The organism is Streptomyces flavalbus (assembly GCF_042674625.1).
Lineage (GTDB): Bacteria > Actinomycetota > Actinomycetes > Streptomycetales > Streptomycetaceae > Streptomyces > Streptomyces flavalbus.
The window spans coordinates 6,382,268-6,405,368 of the sequence record NZ_JBHTEB010000001.1 but is presented as its reverse complement, the minus strand read 5'-3'; the positions used below and the strand labels follow the sequence as shown (position 1 = coordinate 6,405,368).

Annotated in this window: 15 protein-coding genes; 5 read left to right on the top strand and 10 right to left on the bottom strand. The window is 73.7% G+C overall.

All coding sequences use genetic code 11. From position 1 onward, the window contains the following. The first annotated feature begins 98 nt into the window (after positions 1-98). Positions 99-716: a hypothetical protein gene (locus tag ACFQZ6_RS28650; RefSeq protein ID WP_381614569.1), complete on the top strand. Its 618-nt coding sequence runs from the start codon at positions 99-101 to the stop codon at positions 714-716. Positions 717-770: 54 nt separating this feature from the next. Here ACFQZ6_RS28650 and ACFQZ6_RS28645 read toward each other — a convergent pair whose 3' ends face one another. The 8 genes from ACFQZ6_RS28645 to ACFQZ6_RS28610 form a co-directional block, all read right to left on the bottom strand. Beyond that, positions 771-1,856 carry a lytic polysaccharide monooxygenase gene (locus tag ACFQZ6_RS28645; protein ID WP_381614567.1) on the bottom strand — a complete coding sequence of 362 codons (1,086 nt, stop codon included), beginning with the start codon at positions 1,854-1,856 and terminating at the stop codon, positions 771-773. Positions 1,857-1,977: 121 nt separating this feature from the next. Beyond that, positions 1,978-4,194, bottom strand: a complete 2,217-nt coding sequence (locus tag ACFQZ6_RS28640; RefSeq protein WP_381614564.1) for a glycoside hydrolase family 6 protein — start codon at positions 4,192-4,194, stop codon at positions 1,978-1,980. A gap of 151 nt (positions 4,195-4,345) precedes the next feature. Next, positions 4,346-6,556, bottom strand: a complete 2,211-nt coding sequence (locus tag ACFQZ6_RS28635) for a glycoside hydrolase family 3 N-terminal domain-containing protein (protein WP_381614561.1) — start codon at positions 6,554-6,556, stop codon at positions 4,346-4,348. Between the two features lie 138 nt (positions 6,557-6,694). Beyond that, on the bottom strand, positions 6,695-7,819 hold the full coding sequence (locus tag ACFQZ6_RS28630) for a GH12 family glycosyl hydrolase domain-containing protein (RefSeq protein ID WP_381614558.1): 1,125 nt from the start codon (positions 7,817-7,819) through the stop codon (positions 6,695-6,697). 308 nt (positions 7,820-8,127) lie between these two features. Then, positions 8,128-9,153, bottom strand: a complete 1,026-nt coding sequence (locus ACFQZ6_RS28625) for a LacI family DNA-binding transcriptional regulator (protein WP_381614555.1) — start codon at positions 9,151-9,153, stop codon at positions 8,128-8,130. Positions 9,154-9,263: 110 nt separating this feature from the next. Further along, complete coding sequence (locus ACFQZ6_RS28620; RefSeq protein WP_381614552.1) at positions 9,264-10,541, bottom strand: cytochrome P450 family protein; 1,278 nt, start codon at positions 10,539-10,541, stop codon at positions 9,264-9,266. Positions 10,542-10,622: 81 nt separating this feature from the next. Further along, positions 10,623-10,793: a hypothetical protein gene (locus ACFQZ6_RS28615; RefSeq protein WP_381614549.1), complete on the bottom strand. Its 171-nt coding sequence runs from the start codon at positions 10,791-10,793 to the stop codon at positions 10,623-10,625. Further along, a complete protein-coding gene (locus ACFQZ6_RS28610) occupies positions 10,750-12,804 on the bottom strand; it encodes a prolyl oligopeptidase family serine peptidase (protein ID WP_381614546.1) in 2,055 nt (684 codons plus the stop codon). Before ACFQZ6_RS28610 ends, ACFQZ6_RS28615 begins: the two co-directional genes overlap by 44 nt. A gap of 231 nt (positions 12,805-13,035) precedes the next feature. On the opposite strand from ACFQZ6_RS28610, the gene ACFQZ6_RS28605 reads away from it, so the two are divergent. After that, positions 13,036-14,313 carry an MFS transporter gene (locus ACFQZ6_RS28605; RefSeq protein WP_381614543.1) on the top strand — a complete coding sequence of 426 codons (1,278 nt, stop codon included), beginning with the start codon at positions 13,036-13,038 and terminating at the stop codon, positions 14,311-14,313. A gap of 50 nt (positions 14,314-14,363) precedes the next feature. Here ACFQZ6_RS28605 and ACFQZ6_RS28600 read toward each other — a convergent pair whose 3' ends face one another. Next, positions 14,364-16,034: an AMP-binding protein gene (locus ACFQZ6_RS28600; protein ID WP_381614540.1), complete on the bottom strand. Its 1,671-nt coding sequence runs from the start codon at positions 16,032-16,034 to the stop codon at positions 14,364-14,366. A gap of 161 nt (positions 16,035-16,195) precedes the next feature. Between ACFQZ6_RS28600 and ACFQZ6_RS28595 the strand changes: the two genes are divergently transcribed. From ACFQZ6_RS28595 to ACFQZ6_RS28585, 3 genes are all read left to right on the top strand, one after another. Continuing rightward, a complete protein-coding gene (locus tag ACFQZ6_RS28595) occupies positions 16,196-17,404 on the top strand; it encodes an RNA-guided endonuclease InsQ/TnpB family protein (protein WP_381614537.1) in 1,209 nt (402 codons plus the stop codon). Positions 17,405-17,641: 237 nt separating this feature from the next. Beyond that, positions 17,642-18,439: a helix-turn-helix transcriptional regulator gene (locus ACFQZ6_RS28590; RefSeq protein ID WP_381618712.1), complete on the top strand. Its 798-nt coding sequence runs from the start codon at positions 17,642-17,644 to the stop codon at positions 18,437-18,439. A 148-nt stretch (positions 18,440-18,587) separates the two neighbouring features. Further along, entirely contained in the window at positions 18,588-21,410 is a 2,823-nt protein-coding gene (locus ACFQZ6_RS28585; protein WP_381614534.1) for an ATP-binding protein, read from the top strand. Positions 21,411-21,874: 464 nt separating this feature from the next. Here the strand turns inward: ACFQZ6_RS28585 and ACFQZ6_RS28580 are convergent, their stop codons facing one another. After that, positions 21,875-22,981 (bottom strand): winged helix DNA-binding domain-containing protein, encoded by a 1,107-nt coding sequence (locus ACFQZ6_RS28580; RefSeq protein WP_381614531.1) that lies wholly within the window; start codon positions 22,979-22,981, stop codon positions 21,875-21,877. Between the last annotated feature and the right edge of the window lie 120 nt (positions 22,982-23,101).

Genomic DNA, 23,101 nt, shown 5'->3' with positions numbered 1-23,101 from the left:
GTGGAATGTTGTTTCTACTATCTGGAAGTAATGTAAGTGGGCGGAGGGACACCGTCAAGGGACGGACAAGCGGGGGCCGTCTGCCGCACCATGGGTCCATGTCCGAGAGCGTGTCGGTGCGCTGTCCGGCCTGTCGGCGAGCGCACACCTACTCCGCGCCGTCCTACCCCTGCCCGTGCGGCGCCCCGGTCGCGCCGCCGCTCGACCGGCACGGCGCCCCGGCGCCCGTCCGCCACCGCTCCTGGGACGAGGAGTGGCTCACCGTGCGCTGCGCCGCCTGCGGCCGACCCGGCCAGTGGCCGCGCCCGGAACTGGGCTGCCCCTGCGGCACGGTGCTGCGGGTACCCGTCTCCCGCAGCCGCGCCGAGCAGGCCCCCGAGCCCCTCGACGCCCGCGACGCCGTCCTCGCCGCCGCCCGCCACCTGCACCGCCTCGGCCACCGCGACCTGCGCCGCGCCGACCACCGGCCGCCCTCCGGCGTCGCCCTGACCGCCCCCGGACTGCTGGCTCACGTCGACCCGTCGGGGCGGCCCGCCACACCGCGGGACGTGGAGTGCCTGTGGCTGACGGCGATGGCCCGGTCCGTGGACTGCGCCCACTTCTCCCGCGGCGGGTACGCCGCCGACGCCCGCGCCCGCGCCGAGCGGCTGGGCGTCGCCCTGCACGTCATCGGCCCGGCGGGCGAGGTCCGCGCGGTCGGCGCCCCGGGCACGTGAACGGCGCCGGTCCCCCGAGGGGAACCGGCGCCGGTGGTACGCCCTGCCGGAGGGCTACGGGTTGACGCAGCCGATCGAGCCTGCCGGGAGGTTGTTGCCGGTCGACGTCGCGGTGAAGCCGAACGACACACTGCCGTCCGGCGCGATGGTCCGGTTGTAGTCGGCGTTCCTGACCTTCACCGTGCCGTCGCTGCCGGTACTCAGCACACCGTTCCAGACGCTGCTGATGCGGGTGCCGTCACCCGGCTTCCACTGCACGGCCCAGCCGTTCATCGAGGTCGTACCGTGGTTCATCACCTGGACCTCGCCCTGGAAGCCGCCGCCCCAGCTGCTCGTCACCTTGTAGACGGCCATGCAGCCGGTGTGCGGGTCGGTCGGGTCCGTCGGGTCGGTGGGGTCCGTCGGGTCCGTCGGGTTGGTCGGCGGGTTGTTGATGCCGGTGACCTCGCCGTTGCCGCCGTCGAAGACGACGTCGGAGCAGGAGAAGAAGTTCTCGTTGCTGTCCGAGCGCACCCACTGGATGAAGATCATCGCGTTGCCCGACCGGCCCGAGGGCAGGTTCAGGTCCCAGTAGTAGTGACCGGACTCGCTGCCCACCGAACCGGACTGCGGCGGGTTGGTCACCGTCTGGATCAGGTCCAGGTCACCCCAGCCCAGCGGAGAGCTCGGCGAGTAGCCGGGCTTGGAGAGGTACACCCGGAACGACCCCGGGTGCGCCGCCCAGTTGCTGTACTTCACCCGCATCGTCGACCCCGAGGTGAGGTGCGTACGGGGCCAGTCGGAGCGGGCCGCGTTGTAGCCGGTGAAGTTGTACGGCGACCGGTCCCCGGCACTGCACAGCTTGCCGTCGGGCACGTAACCGGCACCCCGGCCGCCCGCGTTGGAGTCGAGCACCGCGAACCAGTTGTACAGCGCCGTCGAACCGCTCTCGGCGAGCGCGGCCTTGCAGGCCGGGTTCGTCGGGTTCAGGGCGCCGGAGGTGGTCTTGCTGTCCAGATAACAGAGGTAGGTCCGCGATCCGGGCATCATCGCCACGCCGTGCGCCTTGGCGCTGCCCTGGGCGAGCAGGGCCAGCGCGATACCGCTGAGCAGAGTGGCGAGCACCGCCATCAAGGAGACGATGCGTTGGGGTCGAGCCATGGTGCCTCCTGTGCCTGTGTGGGGATGTGTGCGGGTCGTGCCGCGCCCTCGCCGGGCGTTGGAGCCCCCGCCCGTCCGGGGAGCGGTCGCGCCGGACGGGCGGGGGGATCGGGGGAGGGGATCAGCTCGGCGGGGTGCCCCAGGCCAGCTCGGTGCCGAGGTAGGCCGGGATCTTCGGGGCGTCGGTGTAGGTGGTGGCGGTGGAGCGGCTGGCGTCGTCGGACTCGTCGAAGGCGGACCAGTCGGACTTGCTCATCCGCAACTGGATGTCACCGGTGTTCCCTCCGGCGGCCAGCGTGCCGTCGGTGAAGGCGACCTCCAGGTAGGAGTCCGCGCCCGCGACCGGTGTGCTCAGCGGCACCACCCGCAGCTTGACCTTGGAGCAGCCGACGGCGGCGTAGTCGCACCAGGCGCTCACCGTCGACGAGCCGCCGTCCCGGGTGAAGTAGTAGCGGGCCGTGACCCGGCTCAGGTCCACCGAGGCGCTGCCGGTGTTGGCGATCCGCAGGCTGGGCCGGATGGCGTTGTCCGTCACCGAGGAGTCGTTGTTCTTGTAGGTGACCTTAAGGCCGCCCGTCGGGTCCGGACCGCCGCCGTCCGTGCCGGTGGTGACGGAGAGGGCGGTGGAGGACGCGGACACGTTCCCCGCGGCGTCGCGGGCGCGCACCGTGTAGGAGTAGGCGGTGTTCGCGGTCAGGCCGGTGTCGGTGTACGCGGTCGTGGTGACCGGCGTCGAGGTGACCCGGGTGCCGTTGCGGTAGACGTCGTAGCCGGTCACGCCGCGGTCGTCGGTGGACGCCGTCCAGGCCAGCGAGACGCTGCTCGCGGTCTTGGCGGTGGTCCGCAGCCCGGTCGGCACGGTCGGCGCCGTGGTGTCACCGTCGTTGCCGCCGTCGTCGCCGACGGCCGGGTAGGCGTTGCGGACCAGCATGGCGAACTGCTCGTGGAACCAGTGCCCGGCGAGCGGGGCGCCTTCCATCGCGCCGGTCTTGTTGCCGCCCGCGTTGGGCGCCGAGTACGTCGGGTCGCACATCGGGTCGAGGTGCTTGCCCTCGTCGTTGGGGATCTCGGTGCTGGCCCCGTCCGACTCGCCCGGCGGCTTCACCCACAGGAACGCGTCGAGGCGGGAGTCGGGGAACCCGGAGGGCGCGGCCTGCGGGGGCTGCCCGAGCCCGGCGCCGGAGGTGTTGCACCACAGGCCGCGGTGGACCCGGCGGTCCACCTTGGACTCGCTGACGTAGGTGTCGAGGTTGGTGCTGGTGCTCACGGCGGTGGGCCGTGCGGCGCCGCCCCAGCCGTTGCGGGAGGTGTCGACGACCATGCCGGTGCTGGCGGGCCAGCCCGCGCTGACCAGCGCGCGGTGCACGTTGGCGGTGAAGTCGGACTCGTCGAAGTTCGGGTTCCACTCGTAGTACTTGCCGGACCGGATCTGGTTCCCGCCGACCTGCTTGGTCGGGTCGGGCAGGAACGGCTCCACGAGCGGCGTGTAGTTGGCGACGTTGGTGATGAGGCCGTCGATGCTGCTCAGCCCGGCCCGGGTGCCCCGGCCGACCTCGGTGTAGAGCTGCACCGTACCGCTGAGGTTGTTGTCCCAGCCGAGCCAGCCGGAGTGGGCGAAGTCGAGGTAGGTGTAGACGTTGGGGATGGCGTGCAGTTGGTCGAGCGCGTAGCGCACGCCGTCGGCGTAGATGCCGCTGCTCTTGGCCTGGGCGCACTCGGGGTCGGAGGTGTTGGTGACCAGGTTCGGCAGGCTGTCCGGCTCGATGACGGTGGTGATGCGGATGTCCTGGTACTTGGGGTTCTTGAAGACGTTCGCGATGACGTCGATGTACTCGCTCTTGTAGCGGGCCAGTCCGGCCGCGGTGAGCGGCAGTTCCCCGTTGGAGGCGAGGGCGGCGCAGTCCCGGCCCGGCAGGTCGTACACCACGAAGGTCGCGGTGATCGGCTGGCCCGGCTTCTTCTGGGCCAGGGCGAGGTCGAGGTGGTCGGCCAGGCTCTTGCGGCCCGCGTTGGCGGCACCGCCGTGGACCGCGGCGATCCGGTCCAGCCAGACCGCGGTCGGGTAGTTCTTGACCTGCGCCATCTTCGCCTTGAGGGCGGTGTCGCTGGTGCGGGCGATCGAGGTGTCGACGAGTTCGGCGTAGTCGGGGTTGACGTAGAACGTGGCTCCGGCGAACGGGTTGTCGACGTGGGCCTCGGCTGCCGCCGCCTGCGACGGTCCGGTGAGCTGGGCCGCGGTCGCCAGCAGCAGCGTGCTGAGCACGGCGGCCAACGCGGCCGGCCGCTTCCGGCGCGGGCGACGCGGGCCGGGGCCCGTGCCTCTGCTCCGGTCTGTCATGTGCCCTCCTTGGGGGTACGGGTGGTGCGCGGGATGTGCGGACGTGCGGGTGGTGCCGGTGGTGCCGGTGGTGCGGGTGGTGCCGGTGGTGCCTGCGGTGGTGGTCTGGGTACGGCGGTCAGCCCGCCGTACGGTGCTCCGTGACCGGGTGTCAGCCGGTCGCGCAGCGCGGGGTCGGCGTGCCCGGCGTGCCGCCGCCGGTGAAGCCGAACGAGGTGGTGGCACCCGGCGACAGCGCGCCGTTGGACGCGGTGTTGCGGACCGTGGCCCGGCCGCCCGCGACGGTGAGGACGCCGTTCCACAGGTTGGTGATGGTCGCGCCCCCGAGGTCCCAGTCGACGGTCCAGCCCGAGACGGGGCTGGTGCCGGTGTTCTTGACGGTGACCTCGGCCTGGTAGCCGCCCGGCCAGGAGTTGACGAGCCGGAAGTCGGCGGTGCAGCCGCCCACCGGTTCCGGATCGGGGTCCGGGTCGGGATCGGGGTCGGGGGTGCCGTCGTACGTCAGTCCGTACCCGTAGGGGAACAGCGGGCTCTTGCCGTCGCCGTCGTTGACGGGCTGCTGGGAGGCGCTGCGCATCCAGCTCACCGGGAGCTTGCCGGTCGGGGCGTGGTCGCCGAAGAGCACGTCGGCGACGCCCGCGCCCTCGGTGCCCGGCAGCCAGGCCGCCAGCAGCGCCCGCCAGTCGGGCAGTTGGGTCGCGATGTCGAGCGGGCGCCCGGAGACCAGCACCACGGCCACCGGCACGCCGCTGGCCTTCAGCCGGGCCAGCGTCGACAGGTCCTCCTGGTCCAGGCCCATCGTGCCGGGCCGGTCACCGCGCCCCTCGGCGTACGGGGTCTCCCCGACGACGGCGACGGCGGCCGAGTAGCTGCCGTCGATGCCGTTGCCGTACCGGTCGTAGGTGACCCGGGACGGGTCGGTGACGGCGGCGCGGATGCCCTGGAGGATCGTGGTGCCCTCGGTGACGGCCCCGCTGCGGCCCTGCCAGCCGACGGTCCAGCCGCCGCTCTGGTTGCCGATGTCGTCGGCGTTCTTCCCGGCGACGAACACCTTCGCCGACTTCGCCAGCGGCAGCAGCCCGCCGTCGTTCTTCAGCAGCACCTGAGACTCCCGCACCGCCTGCCGGGCCAGCGTCCGGTGGGCGGCGGAGCCGACGGTGGAGGTGTAGGCGCGGTCGGTCAACGGGCGCTCGAACAGGCCGAGTTCGAACTTCTTGGTGAGGATGCGCCGGTTGGCGTCGTTCACCCGGGCCATGGGGACCCGCCCGGCGTTGACCTCGCCGCGCAGCAGGGTGAGGAAGCGGGTGTAGTCGTGCGGGACCATCACCATGTCGACGCCCGCGTTGACGGCGGTGGCGATCTCCGCGCCGGTGAACCCGCTCTGCCCGTCGAGCTGGTCGACACCGGCCCAGTCGGAGACGACGAACCCGGTGAAGCCCAGCTCGCCCTTGAGCACATCGGTGACCAGGTACTTGTGGCCGTGCGACTTCACCCCGTTCCAACTGCTGTACGACAGCATCACCGAGCCGACGCCGCGCCGTACCGCCTCCGCGAACGGCGGCAGGTGGACCGCCCGCAACTCGGCCTCGGACAGCTCGGTGTTGCCCTGGTCCACTCCCCCGGTGGTGCCGCCGTCGCCGAGGTAGTGCTTGGCGGTGGTGAGCACGGACGCCGGGTCGGCGCCCAGGGTCGTGCCCTGCATCCCGGTGATGAACGAGGTCATCGCGGTGGGCAGTTCGGGCTTCTCCCCGAAGGACTCGTACGTGCGTCCCCACCGGTCGTTGCGGACCACGCACAGACAGGGCGCGAACGACCAGTCGATGCCGGTGCCCGCGACCTCCTCGGCGACCGCCCGCCCGACCCGCCGCACCAGGTCGGCGTCGCGGGTGGCGCCGAGGCCGATGTTGTGCGGGAAGAGCGTGGCGCCGCGCACCGCGTTGTGGCCGTGCACCGCGTCGATGCCGTAGATCATCGGGATGCCGAGCGGGGTGGTCAGTGCGGTGCGCTGGAGGGAGTCGTAGGTGTCGGCCCAGGTCTGGGCGTTGTTGGGGCTGACCGTGGAGTCACCGCCGGAGAGCACCGAGCCGATGCGGTACGTCGCCAGGTCCGACTGCGGGACCAGCGCCTCCTTCTCGACCTGCGTCATCTGGCCGAGCTTGTCGTCGAGGGACATCCGGGCCAGCAGGTCGTCGACCCGCTGCGGCACCGGCAGGGACGGGTCCTGGTAGGGCAGCGCGGCGGCGGACGCGGCGGGTTCGGGCGCGGGGGCCGCGCCGGTCAGGCCGGTGACGGCGAGGGCGGCGGCGCAGAGCGCGGCGACGAGCGCCGGGCGGCGGCGGGGCGGGGCGGTGCTCAGGGCCATGGGTCGGGGGGCCTTTCCGGGTGCGGGCCGGAGGGGGAGGCGTGCGGCGGGAACGCGACCGGGGCTCCGGCCCCGCCCCCGTCGGCGTGGAGGCGGGGGCGGGGCCAGGAGCGGACCGAGGTGGACCGCTTCGGGCGGTCAGGAGCAGACGGTCCCGTTCAGCCGGAACTCACCCGGCTGTGCGAACGATCCCGAGTACGTGCCCTGGAAGCCGAACGTCGCGCTGCTCCCGGCGGCGATGGTCGCGTTGTGCGCGGCCGGGGTCGCGGTGACCGCCCCGCTCGACGGGGAGATGGTCGCGTTCCAGGCGTTGGTGATCCGCTGCCCGGAGGGCAGGGTGAACGCGAGCTGCCAGCCGCTGACGGGCGCGGAGCCGGTGTTCTTGACCGTGACGTCGGCGGTGAAGCCGCCCTGCCAGACGTTGGTGGCGTAGGTGACGTCACACTGCGCCGAGCCGCCGGGGTCGGGGTCGGGGTTGCCGCCGCCGGTGTTCACGCTCGACGAGAAGGAGTTCACGGCGAGCCCGGCGCCGTTCTGCCACGGCTCGAACCCGGCCTGCACGCTCGTCAGGTACCAGTTGTTCTGCGCCATGCCCCGGGAGATGGTGTGCCGGACGAAGTCCATGACGTCGAAGCTCCAGCTCCCGATCGCGGACGGGGCCACGAAGGAGATCACGTCGTTGGAGCCGTTGCTGCCGGTCCACACCTGCCAACTGCGCCCGCCGACCGTGGCGGTGGCGACCGGTGAGCCGATGGGCTGGATGGAGCCGACCCGGTTGAACCAGATCATGATCTCGGTCCGGTTCACCCCGTCCTTCTTGGGCGTCGGGTCCAGCCAGATGTCGTACGAGGCGTTGTAGACGGCGTTGGAGACGTAGTTGTACGAGATGCTGCTGGGCGCGCTGGAGATGGAGCTGACCTGCGCCGGGAGGTTGGTGCCCGGGGAGCAGTTGGTGTAGTGGCAGCCGTTGAAGACCGACGGGTACGACTTCGGGGCGCCGTTGGTCGGGACGGAGCCGTCGGCCTGGGTGAGCCGGAAGCCGCTGTCGGTGGCGGTGACGCACTGGGTGGCACTGGTGCCCCAGCGGTTGTTCTGGACGACGTAGCGTCCCTGGATCACGGTGGAGCCGTACTGCTCACAGATCAGGGTGTCGGCCTGGGCGGCCGGAGCGGCGGTGAGGAGCGCCACGACGGTGGCGAGAGCGGTGAGCAGTATGCCGAGCAGGGCGTGCGGAGTGCGGGTGCCGTGCGCTAACGATCGCATGGGGCCTCTCCGGTGCGGGGGAAGAGTGCGGGGGGAGGAGTGGGGAGGGATGGGGAGGGGGAGCAGGGGGGAGCAGGGGGAGCAGGGGGCGGGAGCGCTCCCAACTCCCCACTGATGGGAGCGCTCCCATAACTTGGTACGCCGGAGACTGTAGAAGCGGCCCATGTCCCTGACAAGACTGTGTGCACGCGAAGTATCGAAGAAATGTCGAAGCGATTTCGAATGCCCTGTTCAGACAGGATGATCGAAAACAGGTTGATGGAATTGGGAGCGCTCCCGAAACATTCGAAGCGCACCTCCTGCGTCTCTCAGGCCGAGTCCCGCACCACGAGCCGGGTCCGCAGGATCACGTGCCGCCAGGCGACCTCGGGCTGCTCCATCTCCTCCAGGAGCAGCCGCACCATCGTCCGGCCGATCTCCTCCAGCGGCTGCCGCACCGTCGTCAGCCGTGGCGCGGTGTCCTGGGCGAGCCGGAAGTCGTCGAAGCCGATCACCGCCACGTCGTCCGGCACCCGGCGCCCCGCCGCGCCCAGCGCGGTCAGCGCCCCGGCGGCCATGGTGTCCGAGGCGGCGAACACGGCGTCCAGGCCGGGGTCCCGGGCGAGGAGTTCGGCGGTGGCCCGGTATCCGCTCTCCTCGGTGAAGTCGCCCTCGGCCTCCCAGGCCGCCCGGGGTTCGATCCCGGCCCTGGTCAGCGCCTCCCGGTAGCCGCGCAGCCTGCTCTGCGCCACGTACATGTCCAGCGGCCCGGTGACGGTGCCGATCGCCCGGCGTCCGCCGCGCAGCAGATGGGCGACGGCGTCCCGGGCGCCGCCCGCGTTGTCCGCGTCGACGTAGGTGACCTGCTCCTCGCCCGAGCGGCGGCCTAGCAGCACGGTGGGCAGCCCGGCGTCGGCGAGCATGTCGGGCAGCGGGTCCTCGGCGTGCACGGACATCAGCAGCACCCCGTCGACCCGGCCGCCGCGCGCGTACTCGACGAACCTGGTCCGCTCGGCGTCCGAACGGACCAGGGTGAGCAGCAGTTGCACCGAGGTGTCCGCCAGCGCGTCCCCGACCGCGCGTACCACCTCCGAGAAGAACGGCTCACCGAACTTGCGCCAGTCCTTCTCGGTGATCGCCAGCGCCACGGCGTCCGCGCGCCGCCCCGCCAGTGAACGGGCCGCCAGATTCGGCACGTAGCCCAGCTCGGCGATGGCCTGCTGCACGGCACGCCGGGTCGACTCCTTGACCCCGGTCGCGTTGTTGATGACGCGGGAGACCGTGCCCCGCCCCACCCCGGCAAGCGCGGCCACTTCCTCCAGCGTCGGCGTGGTGCCAGGGCGCCGCTTCACCATCTTCACCCCACCCCCAGGGCACCCGATCTTACGGTCCCCGGCGGGCGTCTGATCGGCGGACCGGCGGATAGCCGTCGGTCGGCGGCCCTTCGACCGTCGTACGTCCGAAGTCAGCGGCGCAGGGTGAGGGGCAGCGACTCCAGGCCGCGCAGCATCATCGTGTTGCGCCAGCGCAGGTCGCGCTCCTGGCAGGCCAGGGTCATCCCGGGGAAGCGGGCGAGGAGCGCGGTGAGCGCGACCTCGGCCTCCAGCTTGCCGAGCAGGGCGCCGAGGCAGCGGTGGATGCCACCGCCGAAGGCGAGGTGGCCAGCGTCCCGGCGGTCGAGGACGAGGCGGTCGGGGTCCTGGAAGCGCGCCGGGTCGCGGTTGGCCGCGCCGAGGGACAGCAGCACGAACTCGTCCTTCGGGATCTCCACCCCGCCGACCTCCACCGGCTCGGTGGTGAAGCGGGTGGTGGCCATGCAGATCGGGGAGTCGTAGCGCAGGAACTCCTCGACGGCCATCGGCATCCGGGCGGGATCGGCGCGCAGCCAGGCGGCCTGGCCCGGCTCGCGCAGCAGCGCGAGGCAGGAGGTGCCCAGCAGGTTCACGGTGGTCTCGTGGCCGCCGATCAGCAGCAGGGCGACCATGCCCACGATCTCGTCGTCCGTCAGCTCCCCGCGCTCGCGGGCCGCCAGCAGTTCGGTCAGCAGGTCGTCGGGTCGGTCGTTGCGGCGGGCACGCCGGTCGGCGAGGGCCAGGACGTACGCGCCCATCTCCTGGACGGCTCGCCGGAACGCCTCTTGGTCGCCCTCCTGGGTGACGATGGCGGTCGACCACGTCCGGTAGAGGTCGCGGTCCTCGGGCGGGAAGCCGAGCAGTTCGCAGACGACGAGGATCGGCAGCGGGAAGGCGAAGTCACGGATCAGGTCCACCGTGGCGGTGGGGGCGCCGGTCGTGGGGCGCGCGACGGTCGCGTCCAGTCCGTCGAGGAGTTCGAGGGTGACGCGCTCGACCATCGGCCGCATCGCCTCGACCCGCTTGCGGCTGAACGCCGCCTGGACGACGCGGCGGAGGCGGGTGTGGTCGGGCGGATCGCTGCTCAGCATGTGGGTGATCTCGGCGCCCAGGTTGACGCCCTCGAACCGGCTGTCGGCCAGGGCCTGGGCGCGCCGCGCGTCCTGCGCGAGGCGGCGGTCGAAGAGCGCGGCCCGGACGTCGGCGTAGCGCGGGATGATCCACAGCCGCAGGCCGCCGTCGCTGTGCAGCACGGAGACCGGGGCCGCTTCCCGCATCCTGGCCAGGGTCGGGTACGGGTCGCTGAGGAACGTCGGCGGGTTCTGGCGGGGTGCCGCCGTCTCCTCCGGCCGGGGGCCGTTCGTGCGGGGTGCTGCCGTGGCTGTGGTCATGGTGTCTTCCTGTCCTCACCGGTACGGCCTGCGCCGCGGCGGGGTGCCGGGAGTGGCACCCCGCTACGGCGCCGCTTGGGCTCACTGCACGGGCGACTTCTTCTCCGCGCAGGTGGTGCGGGTCCGCGCCGGGCGGTTCGGCCGGACCGGGACCGCCTTGCCGAGGGCGGTCTCGGGTCCCGGGTGAATGATGATCCCGCGCTCCCGCTCAGTGGCGCTGATGGGGTCGACGCGCAGTCCGTGACGCTTCATGGGATTGACCTCTCTCTTGGATCTCTTCTTCGGTGTCGGTGTCGGTGTCGGTGTCGGTTTCTACGGTTTCTTCGGTGGGGTGGACGGGGTGGTGCGAGCCGGTCCGTCCGCTGTGGCGGCGGTCGGCGGTTTTGGAGGAGGCGCGCAGCGCGTCGTCGGCGTAGCGCACCATGGCGGCCCAGGCGGCGGCGTGTCCGGCCGGGTCACGGCCCACGTCGTGTCCGCCGCCGAGCCATCGGACGCGGTGCGGGACGTCGCGGCGCCGCAGCGCGGCGAGATAGCGCTCGATCTGGTCCGGGGGGCACTTCTCGTCGTCCGCCGAGGCGGCGAGGAAGAGCGGGCCGCGTACGCGGCCCACGTAGGTCATCGGGCAGGCCGCGCGGTAGCGGTCCGGCACCTGCTCGGGGGTGCCGCCGAAGAGGCGGTCGTCGACCTCCCGCAGCGCTGGCGTCGTCGCCCGGTACGCCGCGGTGTAGTCGGCCACCGGGGCGACGGCCAGCCCCACGTCCCACAGTCGGGGCTGGACGCCCATCGCCAGCAGCGTCAGGTAGCCGCCCCAGGAGTAGCCGCACAGGCCGGTACGGCCCGGCTCCGAGACTCCCGCGTCGATGAGGTGGCCGCGCACCGCGGCGAGGTCTTCGAGCTGCGCGAGGCCGACCCGGTGGCCGAAGTCGTCCCGCCAGCGGGGGCCGTAGCCCGTCGAGCCGCGGTAGTTGGTGCGCACCACGGCGAACCCGGCCTGGAGCAGGGCCTCGGTCCGGGTGTCGTAGGCGTCCCGGTCGTGGGTGTGGGGCCCGCCGTGGACGAGGAAGAGCGTCGGCCAGGGGCGGTGGCCCGGCGCGCGGCCGGGCGGGGTGGCCACGAAGCTGTGGATGCGCCCGTACGGCCGGGGTGTCCACAGCTCGCGGCGGCTGGATGCGGTCGTACCGCCGGGCGCCGTGCGGTGTGGCGCTGTCGTGGAGTGGCCGGGGCGACCGGAGCGACCGGGCCGTTCCGCGCCTTCCGCGCCTTCCGCGCCTTCCGCGCTTTCCGCGCTTTCCGCGCTTTCCTGGCTCTCCGGGGGGCAGACCAGTGGCCGCGGTGGCTCGCCGTCGCGGCTCCACAGGTAGTGGACCGTGCCGTCGGGTGCGGGGGAGAAGTCGATGACCGTGCCCTCGGGCGTGGGAAGCGCCGTCGTCGTCCCACGGTCGAGGTCGACGCGGAGCAGGCGGCTGCGTCCCGCCCGGTCCTGCTGGACCAGCGCCGTGCGGCCGGGCCCGTACCAGCAGGCGGTGATCTCCGTGTCGAAGTCGAGGGCGGAGCCGGGGCCGTGCGTGCGGAGCCCTTCGCCCTGCCGCCAGCAGGCCAGGGTGTAGCGGCCCGCGCGTTCGAGGACGAGCAGCAGTTCGGGGCGTGTGGTGGTGCGGTCGGGGCGGAAGCCCAGCGCCCACACCGCGCCGCCCTCGCCGTCCCCCGTGTCGCCGGGGATGGTGTCCACGAGGTCGCCGGAGGCCGGTGACCACAGCCGGACCGCGGCCGGTCCGGTCGGGCACCCCGCGGTGGCCAGCAGTCGGGCGCCGGGGGCCAGGTCCACCACCGGCGCGTAGCCGGGCTCCTCGGCCACCAGGCGGGCGTGCTCGCCCGGTCGGCCGAGGTAGTACCACGAGCGGTCCGCGACCCCGACGCCGACGGCGGCGAGGCCGCTTCGGGCGTCGAAGGCCAGGCCGTGCATCCGCCCGGTGGGTACGCCGTCGAGCGCCGGGCGCGGCTGCCCGCCCTCGAACGGCCCGCGCAGCCAGCGGCCCTGACCGTCGGGGGCGGCGTCGAACCACCACAGGCCGCGGCCGTCCGGCTCGATGGCGGCGGTCTCCACACCCAGCGGCGCGGTGGTCGCCTGACGGCGCTGACCTGTCGTCAGGTCCCAGGCCACGATCTGCGGGAGACCGTCCACGTACCGGGTCTCGACCGCTCGCCGCCCGTCGCGGGCCGCGAAGGACGGGACGTGCACCGCCGGTCCGATACCGCCGCTCATCGCCGTCCCTCCCTTCGCTGGTGTCCGCTTCCGCCGCCGGTGGCCCCGGCCGTGCTGGGCTCCGACGGCCCTCACACTGCCGGACCGGCGGGCGGCGCGGCAGGGAAGAAAGCGCAGCGGCACCGGCAGTGCGCCACTGCCGGTCCTTCCCTGGCGGCGGACGGCGGCAGGGCGACAGGGTGCGGGGGCGACTGAACGGCCCGGACCCATCGAAGAGAGAGGGGCGACCCGATGACGATCGCGGCGGCCCGGCGCGGCGCGACCCCCGTCCCACCCGGCGGAGCGCCGAACGGCCCAGCGGGTGGCAGGCCGAGCCGTGCGCTGGCGGCGGTCTACGTCGCGGGCGCGGTGACGGCGTTGGGCACCCAGATGACCCTGCTCGCGCTGCCCTGGCTGGTGCTGGAGACCACCGGCTCGGCCACCCGGGCGGGCGTGGTCTTCGCGGCCCAGGTGCTGCCCATGGCACTGCTCGGCTTCGTGAGCGGGGAGGTCATCCAGCGCCTGGGCGCCCGCCGCACCATGGTCGTCTCCGATCTCGCCCGCGCCCCGGTGGTGGCGCTGATCCCGCTGCTCCAGGCCCTGGGCGCGCTGAACCTGGCCGTCCTGGTGGCGATCGTCACGGCGCTCGGGGCGCTGGCCGTTCCGTACCACGCGGCCCAGCGGGTGCTGGCGATGGAGCTGCTGAGCCCGGACGCCCGCTCGCTGGCCCGCGCCAACAGCGCGCTGGAGGGTGTGCAGAACGGCTCGGCGTTCGCCGGACCGGCGCTCGCGGGCGCGCTGATCCCGCTGGTGGGGACCACGTCGGTGGTGTGGCTCGACGCGGCCTCGTTCGCGTTCTCCGGGTTGCTGCTGCTGCGCCGCGTCCCGGCGGGGCGTGGCGGGCGCGGCGGGTCCGGGGCCGGGCCCCGCGGCCTGTGGGCGGGGGTGCGGCACCTGTGCGGGGACTGGTTCCTGCGCCGGGCGATGCTGTCCACCGTGGTGTTCGGGCTGATGCTGCGGACCCTGACGATCACCATGCCGGTGCTGGCGTTCGCCCGGTTCGAGGGGGACGCCAGGGTCGGCGGCCTGCTGATCGCCGCCCTGGGCGCGGGTGGCCTGGTGGGCTCGGTGGCCGCCTACGCGCTGGCGGCCCGGGTCGCCCCCGTACGACTGGCCTGTACGGCCCTGGTCTTCGTCGCCCTGCCCCTGTGGGCGCTCCTGGTGCCCGTGCCCGCCAGCGTGCTCGTCGTCGCCGTCGGCCTGTCGTCGGCCGCCGCGCCCCTGGCGAACGCGCCGCTGATGGGCCTGCTCTCGGCCCGGCTGCCGGACGGCTTCGGGCCCAAGGTGCTCCAGGCCGTGGTCACGATCAGCACCCTGGCCGGGCCGCTGGGCTTCCTGACGGCGGGCGCCGTGCTGGACCGGGCCGGTGTCGCGGCGACCCTGGGGGGCGTCACCGCGCTCGCCACGTTCGGCAGCGCCAACCTGATCCTGGCCCTGCGCCGCCTCCGCGCCACCGGCGACCCGGACTGACCTGGTCCTTCGGGAGACCCGGGTCGACGAGGATCACGCGGCGGTGGAGTTCACCGGAAGTCCTCCTCGCGGTACTCGGCGTCCGAGCCCGCCGCGGTGGCCTCGCGCAGTTCGATGCGGCGGATCTTGCCGGAGACGGTCTTGGGCAGCGGGGCGAACTCCAGGCGCCGGACGCGCTTGTACGGCGCCAGGGTGTCGCGTGAGTGCTCGAAGATCACCTTGGCGGTGTCGGGGCCGGGTTCCCAGCCCTCCGCCAGCACGACGTACGCCTTCGGCACGGCGAGGCGCAGTTCGTCCGGCGCGGGGACGACGGCGGCCTCCGCGACCGCCTCGTGCTCCAGCAGGGCGCTCTCCAGCTCGAAGGGGCTGATCTTGTAGTCGGATGCCTTGAAGACGTCGTCGCCGCGCCCGATGTAGGTGAGGTAGCCGTCCTCGTCGCGGGAGGCGACGTCGCCGGTGCGGTAGTAGCCGTCCGCCATCGCCTCCGCGGTGCGCTCGGGGTCGCCGTGGTAGCCGGTCATCAGGCCGACGGGGCGGGCGGCGAGGTCGAGCGCGATCTCGCCCTCGGTGGCGCCGGGCGCGCCGGTGACGGGGTCGAGGAGTTCCACCCGGAAGCCGGGGCTGGGGCGGCCCATGGAGCCGGTCTTCAGGGGCTGGCCGGGGCTGTTGGAGACCTGGACGGCGGTCTCGGTCTGGCCGAAGCCGTCCCGGATGGTGACGCCCCAGGCGCGCTTGACCTGCTCGATGACCTCGGGGTTGAGCGGCTCACCGGCGGCGACGGCCTCGCGGGGCGGGGTGCGCAACTGGCTCAGGTCGGCCTGGATGAGCATCCGCCACACGGTCGGCGGGGCGCAGAACGTGGTGACGCCCGCGCGGTCCATCTCGGCCATCAGCCGGGCGGCGTCGAAGCGGGTGTAGTTGTGCAGGAAGACCGTCGCCTCGGCGTTCCACGGCGCGAACAGGTTGGACCAGGCGTGCTTGGCCCAGCCGGGCGAGGAGATGTTCAGGTGCACGTCGCCGGGCCTGAGGCCGATCCAGTACATGGTCGCCAGATGGCCGATGGGGTAGGAGGCGTGGGTGTGCTCGACGAGTTTGGGGCGGGCGGTGGTGCCGGAGGTGAAGTACAGCATCAGCGGGTCGGTGGCGCTGGTGGGGCCGTCGGGGGTGAACCCGGCGGGCGCGGCGTACGCCTCCTCGTACGGCTCCCAGCCCACGGGGGCGCCGCCGACCGCGATGCGGTGGTAGTCGCCGGGGACGTCGGCGAACTTGCCGGTGTCGGCGGCCCGGACCACGGCGTGCCGTACGGCGCCCCGGTCGACGCGGTCGCGCAGGTCGGCGGGGCCGAGCAGCGGGGTGGCCGGGATGACGACCGCGCGCAGCTTCATCGCGGCGAGGGCGGTCTCCCACAGCTCGGCCTGGTTGCCGAGCATCACCAGCACCCGGTCCCCGGCGCGCACCCCGAGCCCGCGCAGCCAGCGCGCGACCCGGTCGGAGCGGTCGGACAGCTCGGCGAAGGACCGCAGCGTCTCGGTGCCGTCCTCCTCCACGATGTGCAGGGCGGTGCGGTCGTTGCCGTCCGCGACGGCGTCGAACCAGTCCAGCGCCCAGTTGAACCGTTCGGGGCGGGGCCAGGTGAAGCCCTCGTAGGCGGCGGCGTAGTCCGCGCGGTGTTCCAACAGGAAGTCCCGTGCCCTGCGGAACTCCTCCATGGGTGTCGTCATCGGGGTTCTCCTTCGTGGATACTCCCGACTTCAGCCGGGAGAGGAAACGAAGCTCCTGCGGAGCAGGGCAGGGAAAGCCGGTTCGCCGCCAGAGCGGACTGGTGTGCACTGCCCACGGCCCGACACTCGCCGTTCACATGGAACCTGATAGCGTGTGAGATGTGATGCGGCAGGTCAAGCGGGCGTTCAAGTACCGTTTCTCTCCCACGGACGAGCAGGCGGCTGAGCTGTCGCGCACGTTCGGCTGCGTCCGCCTCGTGTACAACAAGGCGCTGGAGGAGCGCACCCGGGCGTGGTACGGCGAGCAGCGCCGGATCTCCTACGTGCAGTCGTCCGCCGCGCTGACGGAGTGGAAGAAGACCGAGGAACTGGCCTTCCTGACGGAGGTGTCTTCGGTTCCGCTCCAGCAGGCGCTGCGCCACTTGCAGACGGCGTTCGCCAACTTCTTCGCCAAGCGGGCAAAGTACCCCCGGTACAAGAGCCGGAAGAAGTCCCGGGCGTCGGCGGAGTACACCCGCAGCGCCTTCACGTGGCGCGGCGGGAAACTGACTCTGGCGAAGATGGCGGAGCCCCTGGACATCCGCTGGTCGCGTCCGCTTCCGCGGGGCACGGAGCCGACCACGGTGACCGTGTCCCGCGACGCGGCGGGTCGCTGGTTCGTGTCCCTGCTGTGCGAGGACACGATCGCCCCGGCGCCCGCCACGAACGCGGCGGTCGGCCTGGACGCCGGGATCACCTCCCTGGTGACCCTGTCCACCGGGGAGAAGGTCGCCAACCCGAAGCACGAGCGGCGCGACCGTGCCCGCCTGGCCCGCGCGCAGCGGGAGCTGTCGCGGAAGGCGAAGGGCTCGGCCAACCGGGAGAAGGCCCGCCATCGCGTCGCCAGGGTCCATGCGCGGATCGCCGACCGGCGCCGGAACTTCCTGCACAAGCTGTCGACTCGGCTCGTCCGTGAGAACCAAACGGTCGTGATCGAGGACCTCACCGTCCGCAACCTGCTGAAGAACGGCAAGCTGGCGCGCGCCATCTCGGACGCGGCCTGGACGGACCTGCGCATGATGCTGGAGTACAAGTGCGCCTGGTACGGGCGCGAACTCGTCGTGGTCGACCGCTGGTTCCCCAGCTCGAAACTGTGCGGAACCTGCGGCACGGTCGCGGCGAGGCTGCCGCTGAACGTCCGCGTGTGGACGTGCGACTGCGGCGCTGTGCATGACCGCGACGTGAACGCGGCTCGTAACATCCTGGCCGCCGGGCTGGCGGCGTCTGCCTGTGGAGACGGTGTAAGACCTCAACGGGAGTCCTCCCGGACGCGGCGGTCGTCGGTGAAGCAGGAAGCCCAGCGGGCGACCGTTGGAATCCCACGCCTTTAGGCGAGGGAGGAAGTCAACTGTCCTCCTAGGTGCCGAACCGACCATTGCCGGGCGGCTCCCGGACATCGTGTAATCCGTGATGCGGGTCTCACTACCCCCGAACGGGGGGAAGCGCGGCACGGCGGGCGGCGCGGTGGGTGTGAAGGGCACGGGAAAGGCGAGCATGTGGCAGCGGAGCCGGGCGGAACGGCGGGGCGGTCGGCGGCCGGGGCGGCCACCGGGTCCGTCGTCGGGTCGGTGGAGGTGCGGGACGCGTTGGTGCGGCTGCGGCGGGCCACTGGGCTGCCCGTCGCCTTCGGGGGGCTGGTCGAGCCGGGGCGTCCGCTGGTGCGGATCAGTGAGCTGAGCGGCACCGCCACCCGCTCGCTCCAGGCCCTCGCGGTCGGGTCGGGCAACGGGCTCGGCGGGCGGGCGGTGGCGCTGGCCCGGCCGTGCGCGGTGGCCGACTACCCCGCCTCCCGGCGGATCAGCCACGAGTACGACGTCCCGGTGGCCGCCGAGGGCCTGCGCTCGGTGCTGGCGGTGCCGGTGGTGGTACGGCGCCGGGTGCGCGGCGTGCTGTACGGCGCCCTGCGCACCGCCCGGCCCCTGGGCGACCGGGTGCTGCACGCGGCGGTGGAGGCGGCGCGGGACGTGGAGCAGGCGCTGCTGGTGCGCGAGGAGGCGGACACCCTGCTGACGGAAGCCGCCGGAGGGCCGGAGGGCACCGTCGTACGGGAGCGGGTGCGGGAGGCGCACACGGCGCTGCGGGCGCTCGCCCCGCGGATCGCCGACCCGGCGCTGCGGGCGGAGCTGCTGGCCGCGTGCGGGCTGCTGGCCCCGCGGGAGGCGCCGCGCACGGTGGCGCTGGCGCCGCGCGAGGTGGACGTGCTGGCCTGTGTGGCGGCGGGCGCGACCAACGCGGACGCGGCCCGGCGGCTGGGGCTGCGCCCGGAGACGGTCAAGGCGTACTTGCGCTCCGCGATGCGCAGGCTGGGGGCCCGGACCCGGGGTGAGGCGGTCGTCGCGGCCCGCCGGGCGGGGGTGCTGCCGTAACTTTTCCCGTTATTCGGTCGGTGGCCGGAGAATTTCGCTCCGCTCAGCCCGTGTACTCGGCGCCTGTTATTAGCCTCACGACCTCCGCCCTCCGAATTTCAACCACGGGCTGCCTAGAATTTGGCCGACCACACACACGGAGGGAGCGGTGACCGTGCGACGGGACTTCCAGGAGTCTGGCCGACGCCGCCCCGACCTGGTCATCGGCCGGGAGGAGCTGTTCACGGCCGCGCGTGAGCAGCTCGGCCGAGGCGGCAGTGTCCTGCTGCACGGCCCGGCCGGAATAGGAAAGTCGCATGTGCTGCGGGCATTGGCGGCGGAATACTCGGACGGCGCCCGGACCGTGTTGCGGTGCTCGGCGACCGAGTCCGAATCCCATCTGCCGTTCCTGGCGCTGGCCGATCTGCTCGGTCTGGTCCTCGGTGAGGTGGCCGGGAAGCTGCCCGCCGCGCAGCGCACCGCGCTGGAGTCGGCGCTCACCGGCCGTGGCGAGTCCACGCTCCAGCGTGACGGCCTCGCCCTGCGCCTCGCGGTGCTGTCCGCGCTGCGCGCCCTCGCCGCCGACGGGCCCGTGCTGCTGGTCGCCGACGACCTCCAGTGGCTGGACCCGGCCAGCGCCGAACTCCTCGGCTTCGCCGCCCGCCGCCTGGGCGACACCCCGGTGCGGATGCTGTGCGCGGTGCGCACCGAGGGCCAGGAGTACGACCGTCATCTGCGCGCGTCACCCCCGGACACGCTCGCGCTGCGGCTCGGCCCGCTGACCCGCGCCCAGGTGTCCGGGCTGCTCGACCAGCGCGGCTACGCGGGGCTGTCCCGCTCCACGGTCCGGGACATCCACCGCACCAGCGGCGGCAACCCGCTGTTCGCCCTCGAACTGGGCCGCGCCCTCGCCGAGAGCCCCACGCCGCCGCGGCCCGGTGAGCCGCTGCCGGTGCCGACCTCGCTGCGGGCGCTGGTCCTCAGCCGCCTGCAGATGCTGCCGCCGGGCGCCCGGCACACCCTGCTCGTCGCCAGCGCGGGCGCCCGCCCCACCCTGGCCCTGCTGCACGCGGCCGGACGGGAGGACGCCGAGGCGGAGACCGCCCGCGCGGCGGAGCTGGGCCTGCTGGCGACGGAGCCGGAGGGGCCCGCCGTACGGTTCGCGCACCCGCTGATCTCGGCCGCGCTGTACGCGGAGGCGACCGGGCAGCAGCGCCGGGCCGCGCACGCCGCGCTGTCCCGCGCCGCCTCCGACCCGATCGAACGCGCCCGGCACCTGGCGCTGGCCACCACCGGCGCCGACCCGGAGGTGGCCGCCCGGCTCGCGGAGGCCGCCGCGCTGGCCCGGGACCGCGGGGCGCCCTCGGTGGCCGCGTCGCTGGGTCTGCTCGCCGCCCGGCACACCCCCGCGCACGGCGTGCCAGGACCCGACGGGCGCAGGCTCCAGGCCGCCGAGGACGCGCTGCTCGCCGGTGAGGTGGACCTGGCGCGGGACATCGCCCACGAGGTGCTGACCCGGGCCACCGCCTCCGCCGACCGGGTGGGCGCCTGGATGGTCGTCATCGAGGCCGCCGGGCAGGCCCTGGGCGAGGTCGACGCGGTCTTCCCGCAGGCCCTCGCCGACGCGGGCGACGACCCGCGGCTGCTCGCCCTGGTCCACTACCAGCTCGCGTGGCGCGGGCTGATGGTCGAGGGCGACTTCGCGGAGGCCCGGCACGAGGCCGCGCACGCCGCCGAGCTGGCCGCCCGCGGTGGCGACCGGCGCACCGAGCTGCTGGCGCTGGCGTTCCAGGCGCAGTCGGAGACCCTGATGGGCCACCCCGACGCGCCCCTGACGATCAAGCGGGCGCTGCGCGAGCCGCAGGACCCGCAGGTGGCGTGCCACCACAACGGCGCCGGGGCGGCCCGGTTCCGCTGGCTGCTGATGGGCGACCAGCTCACCGAGGCGCGCGGTACCGTCACCGCGCTGCTGCGGGAGGCGCGGCGGCGCGGCATGGTCGAGTCCGAGGTGCACTTCCTGCGCTTCCTCGCCGACACCGAGCTGCGCTCCGGGCACTGCGGCCGGGCCCTGGACCTGGCCCGCGAGGGGCTGCGGCTGGCCCGGGACTGCGGCATCGGCGAGGGCGCCTCCGCGATGCTGACCTCGCTGGCGGAGGCGGCGGGCGGGGACGCCGGACGGGCGCTGACGCTGGCCCAGGAGGCGGTGTCGCACGCCGAGGAGGACGGCGACACGGTGTACCTGTCGCGGGCGCTCGCGGCGCTCGGGCACGCCCAGCTCGTCGCGCTGGACGCGGTCGGCGCGGCCCGGTCGCTGCGCCGGGTGCGGGTCCTGGAGGAGGGGCTCGGGGTGACCGACCCGGCGCGCGGGCGGTGGCAGGGCGACCTCGCGGAGGCGCTGGTGCGGATCGGGGAGACCGGGGAGGCGCGGGACGTCATCGACGTCACGCGCGAGCAGGCGCTGCGCCTGGACCGGGAGAGCGTGCTGGCCGTCCTGGACCGGGCGGAGGCGCTGGTGCGGGCCGCGCACGGCGACGTGGACGACGCGCTGGCGCAGCTCACGTCGGTCCAGGACCGGCTCGGCAAGCTGGGGTACGGCCTGGAGGAGGCGCGGGCCGCGTTCGAACTGGCGCGGCTGCGGGCCCTGCGGCCGGGTGCGGCGCCGTCGTCGTACGAGGAGGCGGCGCGGCTGTTCCGGCGGTGCCGGGCGCTGCCGTGGCTGCGGCAGGTGGACGCGGCCGTCGCCGCGGGCGCGCCGGAGCCGGTGGCGCCGGTGCCCGCGCCCGCGCCGCCCGCCGCGCTGGAGGGCCTGGCGGCGATGGAGCGTCAGGTCGCGGCGCTGGTGATGGAGGGCGCCACCAACCGGGAGATCGCGGCCCGGCTGTTCATCAGCGTGAAGACGGTCGAGGCGACCCTGACGCGGGTCTACCGGAAGCTGGGCATACGCTCACGGGTGGACCTGGTCCGCCTGGCGGCGGGCCGCACGACGGGCTGACGACGGCCCGGACAGCCGGGACAGCCCAGACAGCGGGAACAGCCGGGACACCCGGGCGACAACGAAGGTTTGCCGTCCGGGACCGAGGGTTTTCCCTGCCAACTCCCCTCCCCCTTAGGGGGTTCCCTCATTGGGCGGGCCCCGCGGGCGGCCCTAGCGTAAGGGCCGTGCCGAACGCCCGGGCCTGCACCCCGGGCGACCCCCCACCGGCCAACGAGGAGATCCATGTCCGGGCTCGACCGCGCCAGGAACACCGCCAGACGCGGGGCGGTGGCGGCGCTCGCCGCCACCGCCGTCCCGGGCCCGCCGGGTGCGCGCCCCCTCCTCCGGAACGTCACGCCACCCCCAGCTCGCCTCATGACCGGTCGGTCACCGGCCCACGGCTCCTGAGTACCCCTCAGGTGAAATACCAGGGGGCGTTGCGGGCCTCCACGAGCGGCCCGCAACGCCCCCTCTCCACGCGCTCACACCCCTACGACGGTCCCGAAGCGCACGTCGTACGGCTCCCCGGGGTGCAGCACCCCCAGCATCCGCTCCGCCTCCGCGGTGACCTCCGCGCGCTGTACGGCGGTCAGGCGGCCGAACGGCTCGATGACGAGGGCGTCGTCGCGCAGCCGCCACACGCCCGCGAGGAACCCGTCGACGAGGAAGGTGGCGTGGGCGACGTTGCCCTGCCAGGTGCGGCCCCGGTACTCGGCGGGCACGACGCGGGTGCGGTCGGCGTGGGACAGCAGCAGGTTGTCGTACTCGGGCAGCAGCCGCGCCGGTGCCCCGGTGTCCGGGTCGGGGCGCGGCGCGTCGGGCAGGTCGAGGAGTTCGGTGCCGTGCGCGTCGCGGAAGGTGAGCAGCTCGGGGCGGAGCCGTTCGAAGGCGGGCCGCAGCCGGGTCAGTCCCGACCAGGTCTGCATGTCCTTCACGGACGCCGGGCCGAACGCGGCGAGGTAGCGCCGTACGACGTCCTCCGGGGCGGGCGCGGGCTCGGCGGGGCGGCCCAGCCAGTGCTCGGCGGTGGTGAGGGCGACCTGCCCGGAGCGGCCCCACACCCCGCGCGGGGTGACCTGGACGAGCGGCAGCGCACACCGGGCGGCGACGGCGAGGGACCGCGGGTCGGCGTCCGGCCACTCGGCGCCCAGCGCGTCCCGCAGTTGCCCCATGGTGCGCGGCTCGGCCTCCACCAGCTCCCGGGCGAGCCGCGCGAGCCGTTCGAGGTCGACACCGACCAGCCCCTTGCGGAAGACGTTGATCTCCCGGTCCCGGGCGGGCTGCACCAGGGGCCGCAGGGTGAGGGCGTCGTCGGCGGTGTGGGTGTGGATGGTGGAGCGCATGGTGACGATCCGTACGACGGCCCGGTCCGCCATCAGCCCGGACAGCTCCTCGGGCCCGAACCCCTCCAGGCGGGCGGCGAGCGCGTAATACGGGGGCTTGACGTTCTGTGCCTGGAGCCCGAGCAGGTGCCCGACGGCGTCGGCCGCGGTGCGCCGGGCGGGGCGCAGCAGCAGTTGCCGGGCGAGGGTGGCGCGGTTGAGGGCGCGGGTGGTGAGCAGGGGCGCCGCCGGGGCCGTCTTCGTCATGCTCCGCACGCTAGCGCGGATGGCGGACAGTTCCTGACCTACTCATGACGGGGTGTCCGCGGCTCGGGTACTCCCCGGTCGTACGTTTCGCCCCCGTATATCCTGCTCGTCGATCACCCT

What these genes read in the sequence shown, in the direction of transcription:
- ACFQZ6_RS28650 (WP_381614569.1), top strand. Translation starts at nt 99, where the DNA reads ATGTCCGAGAGCGTGTCGGTGCGCTGTCCGGCCTGTCGGCGAGCGCAC.
- ACFQZ6_RS28645 (WP_381614567.1), bottom strand. Translation starts at nt 1,856, where the DNA reads ATGGCTCGACCCCAACGCATCGTCTCCTTGATGGCGGTGCTCGCCACT.
- ACFQZ6_RS28640 (WP_381614564.1), bottom strand. Translation starts at nt 4,194, where the DNA reads ATGACAGACCGGAGCAGAGGCACGGGCCCCGGCCCGCGTCGCCCGCGC.
- ACFQZ6_RS28635 (WP_381614561.1), bottom strand. Translation starts at nt 6,556, where the DNA reads ATGGCCCTGAGCACCGCCCCGCCCCGCCGCCGCCCGGCGCTCGTCGCC.
- ACFQZ6_RS28630 (WP_381614558.1), bottom strand. Translation starts at nt 7,819, where the DNA reads ATGCGATCGTTAGCGCACGGCACCCGCACTCCGCACGCCCTGCTCGGC.
- ACFQZ6_RS28625 (WP_381614555.1), bottom strand. Translation starts at nt 9,153, where the DNA reads ATGGTGAAGCGGCGCCCTGGCACCACGCCGACGCTGGAGGAAGTGGCC.
- ACFQZ6_RS28620 (WP_381614552.1), bottom strand. Translation starts at nt 10,541, where the DNA reads ATGACCACAGCCACGGCAGCACCCCGCACGAACGGCCCCCGGCCGGAG.
- ACFQZ6_RS28615 (WP_381614549.1), bottom strand. Translation starts at nt 10,793, where the DNA reads ATGAAGCGTCACGGACTGCGCGTCGACCCCATCAGCGCCACTGAGCGG.
- ACFQZ6_RS28610 (WP_381614546.1), bottom strand. Translation starts at nt 12,804, where the DNA reads ATGAGCGGCGGTATCGGACCGGCGGTGCACGTCCCGTCCTTCGCGGCC.
- ACFQZ6_RS28605 (WP_381614543.1), top strand. Translation starts at nt 13,036, where the DNA reads ATGACGATCGCGGCGGCCCGGCGCGGCGCGACCCCCGTCCCACCCGGC.
- ACFQZ6_RS28600 (WP_381614540.1), bottom strand. Translation starts at nt 16,034, where the DNA reads ATGACGACACCCATGGAGGAGTTCCGCAGGGCACGGGACTTCCTGTTG.
- ACFQZ6_RS28580 (WP_381614531.1), bottom strand. Translation starts at nt 22,981, where the DNA reads ATGACGAAGACGGCCCCGGCGGCGCCCCTGCTCACCACCCGCGCCCTC.